The sequence below is a fragment of the Halobacillus sp. GSS1 genome, assembly GCF_017307035.1.
Taxonomy (GTDB): Bacteria; Bacillota; Bacilli; order Bacillales; family Halobacillaceae; genus Halobacillus; species Halobacillus litoralis.
The window spans coordinates 91506-108164 of record NZ_JAFLHE010000010.1; the positions used below are offsets into that span (position 1 = coordinate 91506).

The following is a 16659-nucleotide window of genomic DNA, read 5'->3' on the forward strand; positions in this document are numbered from 1 at the left end:
AGCGAGTAGCTTCCCAGCCACCCCTGACGCTCAACCCTGGCAACGAACCCCGGAAAGTCTCGAAACTGAGTCTTCAAGAAACCTGCCATATTCTTTATTAAAGAGATGGTTAAGCTATAGGGGTTATGCAGTCAGGGCCTTCGTTTTTAGCTGAGTTGACGTAGTCGCTGACTTCATGGGCACGGAGGTCGTCCATTGTCAGTTGTTCAACAAAACCCTTGGCATCAGAAGGGGACCATTTCACTGGTTGAATCCACTGATCCTGCTTCTCTTCTGGAAGGATGACAGGCATCCGATTGTGAATCGGAGCCATAAACTCATTCGCATCCTGCGTGAGAATTGTGCAGGTATAAAGAGATTCATCTTCCCCCTCCCATTGATCCCACAAACCCGCAAAGGCGAATAGAGAGCGGTTTTCAGGTTGAATTCTAACGGGCTGCTTTCCTGTTTCAGTCTTTTTCCATTCATAAAAACTATCCGCTACGATCAAGCATCGTTTTTGACTCATCAATCTTTTGTAACTTGGCTTTTCATGAGCGGTTTCACTTCTGGCGTTAATCATTTTATAGCCAATTTTGGGATCTTTGGACCACGAAGGGACCAGCCCCCATTTCATATAACCCGCGCGCTTTTGTTTACCATCATGAATCACCGCCAGAATCTTTTGACCTGGCGCGATGTTGTACCGAGGTTCATACCCATCCATCGGCCTTTCTATCCCGAACTCTTTCAAAATTTCTGCTTCTTCCGCTAACAGGGTGTATCTTCCGCACATACCATCACCTCCTTGTTGTGAAATTATGACCACGTGAAGCTGAAAATTGAAGAAACATTCAAAACCCGAAACGCCGGTCAATCTTTTTTTGATATTGCTTGTATGCCCCTGACTGATTCAATTTTCTCTTTTCCATCATCATGTCGAAGCGAAGCTTTTTCTCTTTCCATTCTTTTTTATAGTGAGCAGACAATTTAGGATCTTTAACCTTGGCCAGGAGGTCTTCAATTTCAACCATCTCTTTTTTCAGGATCATTTCTTCAGGGAGCATGTTTGCATTCTTTAAAATCCGGTAACTGTTTCTAAGTTCTGGAGGCAGATAGGCGAATTCGTCTTTAGGCAGTGGTTTTCCTTTTCCTGGCAGGTTATCGAAATCCCCCTTTTTCATGGATTGCTTAATTTTTTCCTCAATCAAATGTCCATAATCCATCTTTCTGCCTCCTATCCTTTTTCCGCATAGGCTTTCATTGCATCTATTTCACTATTTTCGATTGGTTCATGGATCATCGTGATTTCTCGTTGGTCCTGTGTTTTTTGAAGGTCTTGATAAACTTTTTCTGATAGGGTGAGCCCCGCGCGGCTTGCCTCTTGGACGGTTTGGGAGTAGATGACTTTTTTCAAATTAGAAAAATACATGGCTGTGAGACACATCGCACAAGGTTCTCCACTTGCATACATCGTACAATCACTCAAATCAATGGATCCTCTTGCTCGCTGGGCTTTCTTCATTGCTACCAATTCAGCATGAGCACTGACATCCGGACGTAAATGCAGTTCATTCACACCTTCTGCGATAATTTCTCCGTCACAGACTAGGACTGCTCCAAAAGGGTGGCCTCCATTTTCAACATTGTCCAAAGCCAGTTCCAATGCCCGTTCTGAAAAAGAATTCACGATCTCATCCTCCTCTTACTTTTGTAGACGCTTGTTCAGTGATTGCTTCAACCCATCGGCTAGTGGTTCAACAGCTACAATCCGTCTAATTTTAGCGGCATGGTCACGATCGTGGTAGCGCACATCATTGACATCATCCACCGTCACTCCATCGGGGTGGGGCTCAATGAGAGTCATATAATCCCCTGGGGACACATCCCCCTCCCGTAAAACCCGCAAATAAAATCCTGAGAACCCTTTTTCCATGACACGAGCTGGAAAATCGTCAATTCCATGGGTTCGGGCTATGATATAGCATGGTTTCCTCGGCTCAGATACTTGCAGGACTGCACCTCCGAGCTGAAAAACATCGCCGATCCGGACCTGACGTTCATCAATCCCTTCCACAGTCAAGTTCTCCCCAAAAGAAGGAAAAGTAAATTCTTGGTTGTAATGACCTTCCCAGTGCCTATAGTGCTGGGCGGGGTACAGACAAACAGCTTTATCACGGCCGCCATGGTTCTTTTTATCTGCTTGTTCGTCCCCATCAAAGTTCCGATAAGTTAAATGAACAGGACCCTTGACAGGGGTTTTCCGGTAAGCACTGTTCAACTCGCCTTTATCTGTTTCATAGGTTTCCGGACGACCCACATTCAAAGATAAGAGTTTATACTTCACTTAAGATCCCCTCTTTCCATTGCTTGATCCAGGCCGGGAGGTAATCATAACTCCAAGCATCCATCGGATAATCAACAAAAACATCTTCTCCATTTTCATAGAGCGCCTGTATTAACTCGTTGATACTTCCGAAATAAAATTGATAGAGAAACTCATAGCTGAACGGTTCTTTTGGCATATGCTGATCGGCACAAACCTGTGGATCACTGTAGTTTAAATAGGTACGGCAAGGTATAGGCCTCACTTCATAAGCCATACATAGTTGTGTTTCTGGATCTAACATCGGGCAAGGCAGATTCAACCTTTTGTATTCTAATTTCGTTTCGGGTGCCTCATAATCCATGGCCATAGCCAATTGCAGTTTGTCCTGGTGTTTACCATAATAATTTTCCCAATGGGCATAAATCGCTTTTTTCCGATCTTCTGAAAAGTTTTCGATGGAACGAAACAACATTTTCGCTTCCATTTTTGTGATAACAATTGGAAAGTAGCAGCAAAAAGCACACCCCATAAAACAGTTCGGTTTCATGGAGGTGAATTCCTCCATGCGCTCAATTTCGTTGTCTACTTCAGTAAGCAGACGCTGAAAACCACTTAGTATCACGGTTTCAGTTTCCTGTTCACTATCCAATAAATCATCGACGATTCCATCAAAGAAAGATGGGTCGATCTCATATGATTGGTTTATTTTTTCACAACGCTTTATGATTTCTTCATGTTTCAAAAAACTCATAGAAAAACTCCTCTGTCTGTCGTTGGTCCCATTATACATGGGGGATGACTTATGACACCACTTTCTCCCCGACCACGAATTTCCTGTTGTTCAACCCCCAAAAAACTCCTATGATATGAGAAGGTCTATAAATAGATTATTTCACCTTTGGAGGTACGTCTACATGTTATCAAACGCAGAAATCGGTATCGATCTTGGTACTGCTAATATATTGATCTACTCAAAATCAAAAGGAATTTTACTTAATGAACCGTCTGTTGTCGCCTATAACACTGAAACGAAAAGTGTTGTAGCGGTAGGAAAAGAAGCGAAAGAAATGGTCGGAAAGACACCAAGAAACATCATCCCTGTCCGCCCGTTGAGGGATGGTGTCATCGCTGACTATGATATGACCGCGCAAATGTTGAAAGAGCTTTTGAAAAAAGTATCCAAAAAATCAGGGATCTCCATGCGAAAACCGACCGTGGTTATATGCACACCTTCCGGCTCAACTTCTGTTGAACGCCGTGCCATTCACAATGCAGTGAAAAGCTATGGCGCTAAAAATGTGCACTTGATTGAAGAACCAATCGCAGCTGCAATCGGCGCTGACCTTCCAGTCGATGAACCTATAGCAAACGTAGTCGTAGATATTGGTGGCGGGACGAGCGAAGTAGCCATCATCTCCTTCGGTGGTGTGGTATCCTGCAAGTCCATTCGCACAGGAGGAGACGTCATGGATGAGGAGATTATCCAGCATGTGCGTAAAGCTTACAACGTATTAATTGGTGAGCGCACAGCCGAACAAATCAAAATGGAAATTGGCTACGCACTGATCGATCATCCGGAAGTAACGATGGAAGTAAGAGGTCGTGACATGGTCACAGGTCTTCCAAAAACTATCGAACTAAAATCCACGGAAATTCAAGGAGCTTTGAAAGAATCCCTTGAACAGCTGCTTGAAACAATTCGCGCAACCCTTGAGGATTGCCCACCGGAACTAAGCGGCGACATCGTAGACCACGGAGTTATCCTTACCGGAGGCGGGTCCTTGCTCAACGGCATGCAGGATTGGCTGTCCAACGAAATTTCCGTACCCGTACACATGGCCCCAAGTCCACTTGAATCCGTAGCCATCGGAACCGGCCGCAGCCTGAAAATGATTCAGAAACTGCAAAAAGCAAGTAAATAAGACTGAAGTGTGGAACCACCCTGGGAGACTCGACAAGCGTAAGGCAAGGGCGCAGTGGAGTTCTCTACCTCCACAAAGGCTCTCTTATGTGTCCAGAACCAGTCAGTGAGAGCTCTCCAAATTAATGCGAAGAATCTATCCAATAGAAAATAAAGAAAACAAAACCTCCGGAAATTCCGGAGGTTTTGTTTTATCATCCCGCTCGTGTAGAAGAAAAATAAATCCAATTAAAAATTCGTCTCAAAAGAGAGGAAATGATAGCAACCTTGTCGAAATAACGCATAAAAGTAGCGATGAATAGGTACTTTTGATAGAATGTTTCGAAACAACCCAAGGAGTGGAAAGGTAGGAATAGAGATCTATTTCCCCACTCTGGTACTTCACACAACAGAACACACAATAAGGAGCAGATTCTCAATGAAACTATCTACTTTACTCAAGTGGCTGACAGGTGGATGTGAAGCATTTCTGGCTATTCCTATAGCAGGTGGCGCATTCATATTCAGTAATGCCTGGATACCGCTTTTGTTCATGTTTGTTTTCCACTTAATCACCCTTGTGGTCGCAGCTAGAGACAAGCGTTCCTACGCAGGAAATATTCTCGGTATGATCACAAGCGCCATTGGAGCGATCCCTTTTATCGGATGGGTTATGCACACAGTGACAGCCATCGTTCTTTTGATTGAGGCTGGACGGTCCACAAGCCTGGATAATAAATCCTGATTACCTACATCACAAGGGGGAATAGCGATGTTTACAGTCATATGTCTTTTTCGAGTAAAACTAAAAGATCTGGATGAATTCGTGGAATTGAGTAGAAAATCTGGTGATCTCTTAAAATCTCATGGAGCTCTCGACCATAATATTTATTTTTCCAATAAATTGACCGGCAGTCAGGGGTCCATGGGATTTTTGAATGTTGTTGATGTTGAGGAAGATGAAGAACTCGTACTCGGTCAATCTATATTCCATAGTGAAGATCATTACCATGAGATCATGAGAAAAGCTGGATTCGATGATATTATCCAATATTTAGATGACCATATCAAAGATGTTGTGGAAACGACCAGAATTATTACTTCAAGCTTTTCAACAGAACGCAGCAAGGAGTTAGAAGCATAAATCCCCAGGAGGTGTCGGATTATGAAAATTGTAGTTTTAGGTGCAGGGGCCCTAGGTGCCTATTTTGGTGCACGTTGGCAGGAAGCTGGTCATGAAGTCATTAACCTCGTACGCGAAGGAAGAGCCGAGCAGATTGAGAAAAACGGATTGAAGCTACATAGCGAAATGGGGGACTACCAAGTTCCAGATCCTGTAATTGCAAGGAGTCCACAGGAAATTGAAAACCCTGATCTTGTTTTTCTTGCCGTCAAAGGTTATCACCTTCACGGGACATTGGATTGGCTTAAAGCTTTGGTAAATAAAGGAGCGAAAGTGTACCCCGTTTTAAATGGCATGGAACATATCAGTATTCTTCAAAAAGAATTGGGAGAGGAAGCTGTCATTGGCGGACTTTCCTATATCATCGCAACCCTTGATGAGGCTGGTCATGTTGTTCATACGAGCCCTTTCCATGATCTCGTATTCGGCCCGCTCCACACCTCTCAGCAGGCCATCTGTGAAGAGCTTGCGCTCGCGTGTAACCAGGCGAATTTAAATGGAACATTAAGCACGAATATTTTGGAGGACATGTGGAAGAAATACATGTTCATTACCGCGTTTTCCGGAATTACCACAGCAGTTAATCAACCTATTGGCGTTGTACAAAGTTACCCTCAAACGATCCGAATTGCCGAGCGAATTCTTGTGGAGATGAAAGACCTTGCAAACGCCCACCGCATTGGTCTGACAGATGCACAAGTGCAGCAGGCGTTTGAACGTTTACGTGGATTGGATCCTGAAATGACGTCATCGATGCATCAGGATCGCCGAAAAGGGCTTCCTCTAGAAGTTGAACATCTACATGGAGGAGCTCTACGCCTTGGCAGTGAGATAGGTTTGAGTATGCCTTATATCGAAACCATCCATGCCATGATTAAACCTTATGAAGAGTATCAACAATGATAAAAAGGGGGCTCCTAATTCAGGAGTCCCCTTCTTCCATCTATTCTTCATCTGCGTACTCATCCACTGCCGGGCGTTTTCCTCTTTTTAACTCCCTGATTGATAATCCGAAATCCATTTGCAAATGGGGATAATCCTTAAAGTTTTCCCAGTCGCCTCCCCACTCAAAACCAAGGCCTTTAGCGGTTTCTACGATTTCAAGCCAATCGGACCGTCCGTTTCCATTTCCATCGTATTCTGTATCCCATATGACACGGCCGTCTTCATGTTCCAGCGCAAAATCGATAGCCAGGCCGTAATTATGATAGGACTCCCCACCCCTCGCATAAGTGACGATCTGCCCATCGGAAGAACGCCCTTGTTCATAGAGCCTGTCCTGTCTTTGAACGGAACGGTGACCTTCCGTAATGACCATGTTAATTCCTGCTCCCTGTACCTTTTCGACCAGTTGATTTTTACGCTTTTCTACCGTCGGGTGAAGATTTGTAGGGAGCGGGACATCTTTTTTATAAAAAACACCTTGAGGAAGTTCTTTTTCTATTTGTGGGACTAAAAAGAAAATAACCAGAGCAACCACACCAGCAAAAAAGATAACGTTCATCAAGTTCGTTAAAATGCGCACTTCCGCTTCCCTTCCATTCATTTAATGATTAATATGAGAATACCACATGAAGCTGGATAGAGAAATGAATAACTTCCTTTTCATAGTTTCGTATAGTACATTTACAGAAACATCCAATTTGGAGGGAGCCTTATGAAATCTGTCTACTTATTACTATCAAACACAGGTACCATCACAAACCAGGCGATTAAGGCATTCACCCAAGCCCCCTATAACCACGCCTCTCTATCTTTAGACAAGAATATGAAACGTTTATATAGTTTCGGGAGACGCCGACCTACGAACCCTTTTTGGGGTGGCTTCGTTCAGGAGGATCTTGTTGAAGGAACATTCAGTTGGTATCCTTACGCGACTTGTGCGGTTTATGAACTAAAAATGACAAGAAGAAAATACCAAAAGCTGGAGCGTCTTCTGAAAGCGTTCGCTAAAAACTATAAAACTTACTTTTACAATTACTTAGGTCTTTTAGGGGTACCGACAAACCAGCCCATTCATGTGAAATCCAGTTACTTTTGCTCCCAATTCGTCGCTGAAGTTCTTAAGCGATCAGGTTCCAGCCTTTTCTCTAAAACGAGCGCCCTCGTCACTCCAGAAGATTTCCGCGACCACCAAGACCTTCAGTTGATTTACGAGGGCCCTCTTTATGAATATCCCCATCTTTACTCAAGACCATATTATCACCCGAAAAAATACAAGTCCTTCCCTTTTCGAAGATACATGAAACAACAGGTAAAGTCCGAGGTACTTGGAATACACGAAGAAAATGGGGAACTCTACCAGTTCAGGGATGGCTTCATCAAACCTAAGAAAATCTTAATCTCAAGGAAATGGTATAGAATCAGAAAGATCCTAAACTTACCAAAGTTTCTATAACTTCCACAATAGCTCCCTTTAGTGGAAGACTCAGTTTCGATATGTTTCCAGGGTTCGTTGCCTAGTTAAGCGTTAGGGGTGGCTGGGAAGCAACTCGCTTTCCTGTGGGGGAGCGCCAAGCTTCCTCGGACTGCGTCCTGCGGGATCTCGCCTATCTCCTTCTCCCACGGGAGTCTCGCAGCTTCCCAACCACCCCATTTCATATGGGGAGAAACGAACCCCCTATACCGAGATGGGCTGTCCAACATTCTCCCATTTAGAGTGGGTTTAAGCTTCTGTATCAAGCTTTCACTTACTGAATGCCCACTGGGCAGAATTAATATTATCCTTTTCCCAAAACCATACAAGCTGATTTTTAAGTAGTGGTTTCGAGAACCTTCCATGATAAAGGGGCGGAGGGGAATGGCGAGACTCCTGCGGGAAAAGAGTGCTAGGTGAGACCCCGCAAGGCGTCAGCCTGAGGAGGCTCATCGCGCTCCCGCGGAAAGCGAGCTATTCCCCGCAGCCTCCTCTACTCAACAAAAGCCTCGAAACTGAGTCTTCCAGAATCCTGCCATATAGTTTAATAAGAATGAGCAAAAATACCCCCCCGTTCCGTGGGAACTTCAACTTCCGGAACAGGGGGGGTTATTTTTCGTTATTCGAATGTTCCTTTAACTAAAGGTTCTCCATTTCTAACCATTTCCCTGCCTAAAGCAATGACACGGGAAATTTTCAGTGTCTCCGGATCCATCATGACAAGATCGGCATCTCTCCCTGTTTCTAGCTTCCCTTTCGTAGGAAGACCTAAAATAGAAGCCGGGTTAAGGGTGATGACCTTCAAGGCATCTTCCATGCTCACCTTCTGCTCAAGAACGGCATCTTGAAATGCTTCATACAACGAAGCAACCTTACCTACTTTCAAACCAATCAAGTTGCCTTTATCATCGAAGTCCGGGAGACTCCCCTGGGCGTCGGAAGTAAAGGTGATTTGCTCGACCGGCACTCCCTGATTGAGCATTCGTTTCAGGGCTTCGCTACTTTTCACTTCTCCGTCCTCTAAAAATTTCGGGATTGTACTCGTAGTGAAATCAACGAAACCTCCCTTTTTCGCATATTGGATGCCCGCTTCAAAAAGTTGTAAATTGCGATTAATGTGCGTCGGATAAAATTGTGTTATGGGTAAATCAGTCGTCTCTATAACTCTCTCTATAAGTTTTAATTGGTCAGGGCTATCTCCGACATGCACATTTACAATCCCTTTTTTTCCGGAAAGCATCCCGCCAATCCGCGCCTCGGAAGCAATCTTCGCCATTTCCTCGACCGTAGGCTGAGACGATCGGTGATCTGAGATTGCGATTTCTCCCGCTCCGATAATCAGGTCAATCAAAAGGATATCGTCTTCAATATTGCCTGTTAATGTTTTTACAGGGACTTGATAGGAACCCGTGTGACAATAGCAGGTGATCCCTTCTTCTCTCAAAGCACGCGCTTTGGCTACGAGGTTTGTCATGGTCCGGGTCGTCCCATCCGTACCGATGACCCCAACCAGGGTCGTTACTCCGCTCAACGTCGCATCCGTTAGTGTTAACTCAGGTGTGCGGGACCGGAAACTTCCTTCTCCCCCTCCCCCTGTAATATGAACGTGGCCATCAATAAATCCAGGAGTCAGCACCTCCCCTTGCGCATCAATGACGTGCACCTGTTCCCCATTTAAATCTATATTGTCCTGTATATCTGCGATTCGCCCATCGGCGATCAGGACATCTTGTTCTCCTAAAAACTCAGGAGCATATACGGTTGCCTGTTTAATTAAAGTGATCATTTCTCATACCTCCTGTTTGCCCTTGAATTAATTGAAATTGATGAGAACAGCGACAATCATAAATACGGACGCGAGCCCGAAGAGCATCAACTGAAATTTAAAGATAAAGCGGAACCAGTTGGACCAGTCCAGTCGCGCCGCACCTAGTGTGCCCATAAGCGCCGCAGAAGTAGGTACAATAATGTTTGTTAATCCATCTCCCAATTGGAAAGCTAGGACGGCCACTTGTCTCGTCACACCTGCGATGTCAGCTAAAGGCGCCATCAATGGCATCGTCAGAGCCGCCTGCCCCGATCCTGATACGACAAAGAAGTTGAAGACCGATTGGAATAAGAACATCAACCATGCAGATATAACCTCAGGAACCCCATCAAACAATTGCCCTGCTGAATGAAGAACCGTATTCAATACAGAAGCTGAGGCCGGGTCATCTCCTCCCAGAATAATAATAATCCCTTTCGCCATCCCTACGACCAAAGCAGCTGGAAGCAAATCTTTCGCTCCTTGAGCGAACCCTTCTGCAATGTCATTGACTCTCATATGATTCAATTTAAAGATGACACCAATAATTCCTGCCACAAGACCTATGGTAAAGAACTGGCTTGCAATTTCCGGAATATAATAGGCATGTTGAATAACACCCCAGATAATCCAAGCAACTCCTAAGACCACGGTCAAGATTACCAGCACGTGACCAAACTTGAAGTTGACTTTCAAATCCTTTTGCTCAAAATCATCCCTGAAGTACTGGTCGGATTTATAAGCAAGTGACCGGGTCGGGTCTTTTTTTACGGAGCTTGCATATTTCCATGTATAAATCGTACCGATAGCCGTAAAGATCAGCCACATCGTAAACCTGAATGGCGTTCCGGAAAGAACTGGCACATCCGAAACCCCTTGAGCAATGGCTACTCCAAAAGGGTTCATCCAAGATGTCGCAAACCCGATTTGTGTGGCTACATAAGTAATCATGATCCCAGTAATGGCATCATAGCCAAGCGCTACTACGAGTGGTACTAGAATCATAGCAAAAGCAATGGCTTCTTCTCCCATTCCGAAAACGGCGCCACCCAAAGAAAATAAAAAGAACATAATCGGAATGATTAGCACTTCTTTCCCTTTTGTCCGATCGATGACCGACAAAATGCCTTCTTCGACGGCCCGTGTTTTCATAATGATTCCAAAAGCCCCGCCGATAATCAGTATAAAGGCAACGACTCCGACAGCGGACCCCCACTTATCCCCTGAGACTAAACCTTCGAATACGTAATTTAACAGACCAGCTCCTCCGAATGGTTCAAATAAACTAGTCCCTTGCTGAGCATTTTCGTCAGTCACTGAAAAACTATCCGGTACCAGGACGGTTCGCGTTTCCTCTGAGCCGGATTTGTCGTACGTCACCTCTTCTGTTTCGAATGTCCCAGCAGGTATTAAATAAGTTAATAGAGCTGCAAATAGGACAACAAAAAAGATGATGACATACGTATGAGGCATATCAAACTTCTTCTTCCGCTTCTTATCCATGTATTTTTCCCCCTTCTGATCCTTCCACTATTCTTACATGCAAGTTTTATGCCAAAAACATTTTCTGAAAATTCCGCCTTAAAGGAGGCCATTTTTCTAAACTAGGATACAATTGGGTGTTATAATATAACCCAATAAAAACCAAAAAGAAGGGTGATAAGATGAAAAATCAATTAACGTTGCTAACAGGAACCAAAGAAACACAAGCGACACTACACGAACAATTGGAAGACATTTTAGGAGAATTCATCCATATTGAGAGCTATGCCGTGGATGAACATGTTCCCAATCAAGTCAGTGATGATTTAATCATCTTTTCCTCTTATTTAATTGAAAAGGAAGCCGCTCCTTTCATAGCTCCCGACTCACCCCACAAAACAGCCATACGCACAATCAATTACCAGCACATTGAACGATTGTTGGAACTAGAAGAAGGAACCTCGGTTCTATGTGTCAATGACACATTCGAAATGGCAGAAGAAACGATTGATACGTTAAAAAAGATGGGGATCGATCACCTGTCCTTCACCGCTTATTACCCAGGGCTAAAGAATACATATGACATCTCCACTGCCATCACTCCAGGCGAGGTCACCCTTGCTCCTCCTTCGGTAGAGAAGATCATTGATATCGGTGTCCGCCTTATCGATATTACGACATTAATTGAAATTCTCGATCACTTCCACTTAAAAGAAAAGCTTGGAGGAGTGATTTCAAATCGGTACACAGGAAAAATCATTGATTTAAGTAAAAAACTCTCAGAAATGAATAAACAAACCGAACTCTTAAACCAACATCTTCAGCAAGTGGTGGATGGAGTGAATGATGGAGTCATGGCAATCGACTCTGATCAAAAAGTTACCGTTTTCAATCCTTTCATAGAAGAATACAGTGGGTTATCACACACACATGCGATGGGGAAGCCGGTTCATCAATTATTCAAAGATCCTAAGCTCCTTAAATTCATGACCACCCCTCAGGAAGAAGGATTGTACTTTACTTTAAACGGTTACAACCTCATGATTTACCGTGTCCAATGGGAAGAAAGTGACAATGTAATCTTCATTTTCAAAAACTCAGATGAAACCATCACGATGGAAAAAGCGGCGCGAAAACAATTGTTGAAAACAGGCTATATCGCAAAGTACACCTTCAAAGATATCATCGGGAAAAGCCCGACGATTGAAAAAGCGAAAGCCATCGGACATAAACTTGCGAAGACACCCCTCCCTGTTTTAATACACGGAGAAAGCGGAACCGGTAAAGAGCTGTTCGCTCATGCCATCCACCATGAGTCCGATCGCCTTTATGAACCTTTCCTCGCCGTGAACTTCAGTGCATTACCTGAAGATTTATTGGAAAGTGAACTCTTCGGCTATGAAGAAGGGGCTTTTACCGGTGCTAAGAAAGGTGGCAAAAAAGGGTTGTTTGAACAGGCGGATGGGGGCACCATCTTCCTCGATGAAATTGGAGATATCAGTTTAAAGCTTCAAGCTCGTTTATTGCGGGTGATTCAAGAGATGGAAATTCGTAAGATTGGAGGATCGAAAACCATTCCAATCAACGTAAGAATCATCGCTGCTACGAACAAGGACTTACTCCAACTGATCGAACAAGGGAAATTCAGAGAAGATCTTTACCACAGACTTAAAGTTCTCTACGTGTCCGTTCCTCCACTAAGAGAACGAAAGACAGATATTCCTGCACTTGTGGAACAGTTTTTATTGGAAAACCACACACCTAATAAAGCGCTAGGGACAGGATTGCTTGGAGAATTGATGCGCTATGATTGGTATGGAAACATTCGTGAATTAAAAAATACAATATCCTACCTTCTTACAGTTTCAGAGGGGGACACCATTACAATTAATGACCTTCCTGATGAAGATTTCTTCCAAAGACCAAAGAAAAATATACAGCGGGAAACAACTAGCCTGGTGGATGATCGATTGAATAAAAAAGTTTTAGAGATGGTCCTGTCGTTGAATGAATCGATGATCAATGCAAGCCGTAAGAAAATCTATGAAGAACTTGCTCAGGACGGTTCCATTTATTTATCAGAACAGCAGATTCGCAGAGTGTTGGCAGATTTAAAAGAACGAGGTTTTGTGACGATCAAACGTGGCCGGGCAGGAACACAGATTACAGAGGCTGGGGCTAATTACATCCATCCTAGTTAATGTTCTCTATTTAAGAGAATGATATAATAGTGTCGAATCGACAAAATTAGGGAGAGAGACATGACAATGGGACTACAAACTAAAAAATCCAGCAAAACGTTCTATGAAATATTCATGGTCGCTCTCGCAGCCCTTTCCGTCGCCACTATATGGCAGCAAACCGGCTATAATAGTGTGATCGTGTGGACGACATGGTCCATCTTCTTTCTTGACTTTCTTTATCGTTTATATCGATCGGACAGCAAATGGGGATTCATAAAAAAACACCCCTTCATCGTCATCGCAGCGATTCCCCTTGATGCCATTTTTCAGTTTGCAAGATTTGCAAGAATCCTTCACCTCTTAAGATTGAAATCAATCACAAAGTACTACACGATGCCCTTCATACGATTCCTTAAAAGGCAGCATCTCTTAACGGTGACCGGAGCCACCTTTATTCTTGTATTCCTTCTGATCATTCCTTTAAATTTAATTGAAAATGAATTAGACAGCTATGGAGATGCCTGGCTAAGCGCCATCCTCTCCCTCACCTTCTTCGGGAGGTCTGGGTTTGAACCAGAGACGATGGCAGGACACACCATTATCGTTATCTTCACTATCCTCGGGGTTATTATTCATGGGCTAGTAATCAGCACAACATTTGATTACTTAATAAAGAGCTCACTCTTCCAATCCATTAAGAGCAAATTCACCGATAAATAAAGCCGCCATCAAATGGTCGGCTTTTTTTCATGCCTCTCATACCGGCTCAACGTTTAATACCTTTTATAAAAAGGAATCATAACCGGGATACCCATTTTCTGGAGGTGAAAGAGATGGCTGATCGAAAACGAAACAAAGTATCTGAAAACGACCAAAGCTTCCAAGAAAAATTAAACAAAGAACAGTTGATTGACGGCATTCCAGATGAAGAAGTAAAAAAAGAAGAACGAGAACAGGATAAAGGAAGAAAATCAAAACAGGACTCTGTTACAGAGGAAAATTACGACGAGGACCTTCGTCCATAAAAGCAGAAATGAGGTGAAACGTTGACAAAATTCAAAGCATATAAAGTCGACCAGACGGAAGAAGGTGTGCAAGGTTCGGTCCAAGACCTTTCTTTCTCGGACCTTCCTTCCAGCGATGTTTTAATTAAAGTCCATTATTCCAGCATCAACTATAAAGACGGGATGGTTACCCAGCCGGATAATCCTCTTGTCAAAAATTATCCGATTATACCAGGCATTGATTTGGGAGGAGAAGTTGTTCGTTCCTCTAATGACCAGTTTAAAGAAGGTGACGCCGTCATCGCTACCAGTTATGAAATCGGCGTCAATCATCACGGTGGATATAGTGAATACGCAAGTATCCCCGCCGAATGGATCGTCCCTCTCCCCGATGGATTGACGACAGAAGAAGCTATGATTTACGGTACGGCTGGTTTCACCGCCGCCCTCTCCCTTCATCGATTAGAAGAAAACGGACTGACTCCTGAACAGGGACCTGTCCTTGTGACCGGAGCTTCCGGCGGCGTCGGTAGTATTGCGGTTGCCATGCTCGCTAAGAGAGGCTATACCGTAGAAGCAAGCACAGGAAGCCCTCAGCATGAAGAATACTTAAAGGATTTAGGAGCGTCTAAAATCATTTCCCGTGAAGAGGTTTATGATGGTAAGCTCCGAGCAATCTCAAGCGGACGCTGGGCTGGAGCTGTTGATCCTGTCGGAGGAGAACAGCTTGCCTCCCTTCTTAGTCAATTGGAGTATGGCGGCGCAGCATCTGTGAGTGGATTGACCGGAGGTACGAAAGTTCCCACACAGGTTTATCCTTTTATCTTAAGGGGTATAAGTCTTATTGGCATTGATTCCGTCAATTGTCCGATGAATCTAAGAAAAAAAGTGTGGCACCGAATGGCTAATGACTTAAAAATCAAAGAATTTTTCGATCGGATCAAAGCCGTTCACTCTCTCAATGAAATCCCTGAAACAATTGAGAATGTTCTACAAGGAAAAACACGCGGTCGCTCGATCGTGAAACTTGTGGATTGATGGTAGTTTCCCAAAACGTATACTATTGACATTTATAAATATAGAGTTTATAATGACTTGATAGTGCCTTCAACAGGAGGTAACTCGGAAAAGAAAAGAGTGATTTGTATGAGACTGGCATTCTGCTACGTTTTGATACAACTTAATCACACTGGATCAGCTTCGGAGCTGTAAGGATGCAATAGAGGTAGGGATTGCGTCGTTTAAGTTGCCAAAAACTACCATGTAGAATTTTTGAACCGCGGCAATAACATGGACAAAGTTCCACAAAACTTGCATGAAAAGCAAGTAGGTAAAACTTGATATTTTCCGAAAGTATACAAAGCGAGAAGGGCGGCCGCCCTTCTCGCTTTTCCAATTTCCATAGGTTTAAAGAGGTGCTTTCATGGTAATATAAGCCATAGAAGTGTAGAAGGAGGCTTATGAAATGTCACGGTACTTAGACCATATTGAACCGGAAGATGTCCGTTTTCTTATGGACTTATCAGAGTTCAAAACGATCGTACTAAAAATGCTCGGTGAAGCACAGAATTTGGTGAACCTACAAATTGCCTACGATTTTCTTGAGGATCCAGAGGGAGACACACTTGTCCGTCCTATGGTCGAACTCAATGAAATCAGCAAGTTCACAGAAGAAGACCGTCATACATTGCTCCAATCTGGATTTTCCATAGACGGCGAGCCCTTTGATAACGCTGACTATGCTATGGAACAAATCTTCGGGGCAGAGTACACGATTCTTGACGTCACAGAAGATGAAGACGGTGCTTTTTTTACAATAGAAATGCCATATAGAAATTTTAAAGAACAAAAAAGTCGTGTGTAATCCCACTTTTTATTTCCCTATAAATTCAAAGAGCCTATGCTTTTGCATGGGCTCTTTCTTATTTCAATGAACTATTATTAGGAATGTATGTTTTTTACTCGACCGACTTGACCGTCTTCCAGACGTACTTTTATTCCGTGAGGATGGTTTGGAGATTTTGTGAGAATATCCTTCACTCTCCCGCTGGTCAATGCTCCTGTTCGTTGGTCTTTTTTCAGGACGATCTCTACTTCTGCTCCTATTTTAATATCGCTTCTTTTTTGTCCATTCATTTTTTTGGAACCTCCACATTCAGTCTCCTCCGTATTCTATCACAATTCCCCCGCACACACTTCTTCAACTAAAGCTCCCGTTTGTGGAAGACTCAGTTTCGAGACTTTTGTTGAGTGGATGGGGGCTCCGGGGAATAGCTCGCTTTCCGCGGGAGCGCGGTGAGCCTCCTCGGACTGCGTCCTGTGGGGTCTCACTAAGCACTCTTTTCCTCCTACATATCCGGTTCCGGCGCCTAGCGG

The 16659-nt window shown here is 43.7% G+C and carries 19 protein-coding genes; 10 read left to right on the top strand and 9 right to left on the bottom strand.

Annotation, left to right across the window (positions count from 1 at the left end; genetic code table 11):
- Positions 1–109: 109 nt before the first annotated feature.
- Genes J0K78_RS15840 through J0K78_RS15860 form a run of 5 tightly spaced genes read right to left on the bottom strand, consistent with a single transcriptional unit; the run spans position 110 to position 3059 of the window.
- Positions 110–775 carry an SOS response-associated peptidase gene (locus J0K78_RS15840; protein WP_206947905.1) on the bottom strand — a complete coding sequence of 222 codons (666 nt, stop codon included), beginning with the start codon at positions 773–775 and terminating at the stop codon, positions 110–112.
- A 58-nt stretch (positions 776–833) separates the two neighbouring features.
- The gene (locus tag J0K78_RS15845) at positions 834–1205 is read right to left on the bottom strand and encodes a DnaJ family domain-containing protein (protein WP_206947906.1); all 372 of its coding nucleotides are present in this window, start codon (positions 1203–1205) and stop codon (positions 834–836) included.
- Positions 1206–1216: 11 nt separating this feature from the next.
- The gene (locus J0K78_RS15850) at positions 1217–1669 is read right to left on the bottom strand and encodes a nucleoside deaminase (RefSeq protein WP_206947907.1); all 453 of its coding nucleotides are present in this window, start codon (positions 1667–1669) and stop codon (positions 1217–1219) included.
- Between the two features lie 15 nt (positions 1670–1684).
- Positions 1685–2326 carry an MOSC domain-containing protein gene (locus tag J0K78_RS15855; protein ID WP_206947908.1) on the bottom strand — a complete coding sequence of 214 codons (642 nt, stop codon included), beginning with the start codon at positions 2324–2326 and terminating at the stop codon, positions 1685–1687.
- Positions 2316–3059: a YkgJ family cysteine cluster protein gene (locus J0K78_RS15860; protein WP_206947909.1), complete on the bottom strand. Its 744-nt coding sequence runs from the start codon at positions 3057–3059 to the stop codon at positions 2316–2318. The genes J0K78_RS15855 and J0K78_RS15860 overlap by 11 nt, the downstream gene beginning before the upstream one ends.
- A 163-nt stretch (positions 3060–3222) precedes the next feature.
- On the opposite strand from J0K78_RS15860, the gene mreBH reads away from it, so the two are divergent.
- The 4 genes from mreBH to J0K78_RS15880 all read left to right on the top strand — a co-directional run bounded on the left by mreBH (position 3223) and on the right by J0K78_RS15880 (position 6294).
- On the top strand, positions 3223–4230 hold the full coding sequence (gene mreBH / locus J0K78_RS15865) for a rod-share determining protein MreBH (RefSeq protein WP_206947910.1): 1008 nt from the start codon (positions 3223–3225) through the stop codon (positions 4228–4230).
- Between the two features lie 417 nt (positions 4231–4647).
- Positions 4648–4953: a hypothetical protein gene (locus J0K78_RS15870; protein ID WP_206947911.1), complete on the top strand. Its 306-nt coding sequence runs from the start codon at positions 4648–4650 to the stop codon at positions 4951–4953.
- A 27-nt stretch (positions 4954–4980) separates the two neighbouring features.
- Complete coding sequence (locus J0K78_RS15875; protein ID WP_206947912.1) at positions 4981–5352, top strand: DUF1428 family protein; 372 nt, start codon at positions 4981–4983, stop codon at positions 5350–5352.
- Positions 5353–5373: 21 nt separating this feature from the next.
- Positions 5374–6294 carry a ketopantoate reductase family protein gene (locus J0K78_RS15880; RefSeq protein WP_206947913.1) on the top strand — a complete coding sequence of 307 codons (921 nt, stop codon included), beginning with the start codon at positions 5374–5376 and terminating at the stop codon, positions 6292–6294.
- Positions 6295–6334: 40 nt separating this feature from the next.
- On the opposite strand, the gene J0K78_RS15885 is transcribed toward J0K78_RS15880, so the two are convergent.
- Complete coding sequence (locus tag J0K78_RS15885; RefSeq protein ID WP_335808469.1) at positions 6335–6916, bottom strand: M15 family metallopeptidase; 582 nt, start codon at positions 6914–6916, stop codon at positions 6335–6337.
- 132 nt (positions 6917–7048) lie between these two features.
- Between J0K78_RS15885 and J0K78_RS15890 the strand changes: the two genes are divergently transcribed.
- Positions 7049–7789 (top strand): hypothetical protein, encoded by a 741-nt coding sequence (locus tag J0K78_RS15890; RefSeq protein WP_370551155.1) that lies wholly within the window; start codon positions 7049–7051, stop codon positions 7787–7789.
- 637 nt (positions 7790–8426) lie between these two features.
- Here J0K78_RS15890 and iadA read toward each other — a convergent pair.
- Both iadA and yfcC read right to left on the bottom strand, forming a co-directional pair.
- The gene (iadA, locus tag J0K78_RS15895) at positions 8427–9593 is read right to left on the bottom strand and encodes a beta-aspartyl-peptidase (protein ID WP_206947914.1); all 1167 of its coding nucleotides are present in this window, start codon (positions 9591–9593) and stop codon (positions 8427–8429) included.
- Positions 9594–9620: 27 nt separating this feature from the next.
- Positions 9621–11117, bottom strand: coding sequence for a putative basic amino acid antiporter YfcC (gene yfcC / locus J0K78_RS15900; protein WP_206947915.1), 1497 nt, complete (start codon positions 11115–11117; stop codon positions 9621–9623).
- Positions 11118–11278: 161 nt separating this feature from the next.
- Here yfcC and J0K78_RS15905 point away from each other — a divergent pair, with 161 nt between their 5' ends.
- The 5 genes from J0K78_RS15905 to J0K78_RS15925 all read left to right on the top strand — a co-directional run bounded on the left by J0K78_RS15905 (position 11279) and on the right by J0K78_RS15925 (position 16147).
- Positions 11279–13297, top strand: a complete 2019-nt coding sequence (locus tag J0K78_RS15905) for a sigma-54 interaction domain-containing protein (protein WP_206947916.1) — start codon at positions 11279–11281, stop codon at positions 13295–13297.
- 60 nt (positions 13298–13357) lie between these two features.
- A complete protein-coding gene (locus J0K78_RS15910) occupies positions 13358–13999 on the top strand; it encodes a hypothetical protein (RefSeq protein WP_242517918.1) in 642 nt (213 codons plus the stop codon).
- 113 nt (positions 14000–14112) lie between these two features.
- Complete coding sequence (locus tag J0K78_RS15915) at positions 14113–14304, top strand: hypothetical protein (RefSeq protein ID WP_206947917.1); 192 nt, start codon at positions 14113–14115, stop codon at positions 14302–14304.
- Positions 14305–14325: 21 nt separating this feature from the next.
- Positions 14326–15321 (top strand): acrylyl-CoA reductase family protein, encoded by a 996-nt coding sequence (locus J0K78_RS15920; protein ID WP_206947918.1) that lies wholly within the window; start codon positions 14326–14328, stop codon positions 15319–15321.
- A gap of 427 nt (positions 15322–15748) precedes the next feature.
- Positions 15749–16147 carry a hypothetical protein gene (locus J0K78_RS15925; RefSeq protein WP_206947919.1) on the top strand — a complete coding sequence of 133 codons (399 nt, stop codon included), beginning with the start codon at positions 15749–15751 and terminating at the stop codon, positions 16145–16147.
- A 77-nt stretch (positions 16148–16224) separates the two neighbouring features.
- Here J0K78_RS15925 and J0K78_RS15930 read toward each other — a convergent pair whose 3' ends face one another.
- Positions 16225–16419 (bottom strand): YwbE family protein, encoded by a 195-nt coding sequence (locus J0K78_RS15930; protein WP_160914240.1) that lies wholly within the window; start codon positions 16417–16419, stop codon positions 16225–16227.
- Positions 16420–16659: the final 240 nt, after the last annotated feature.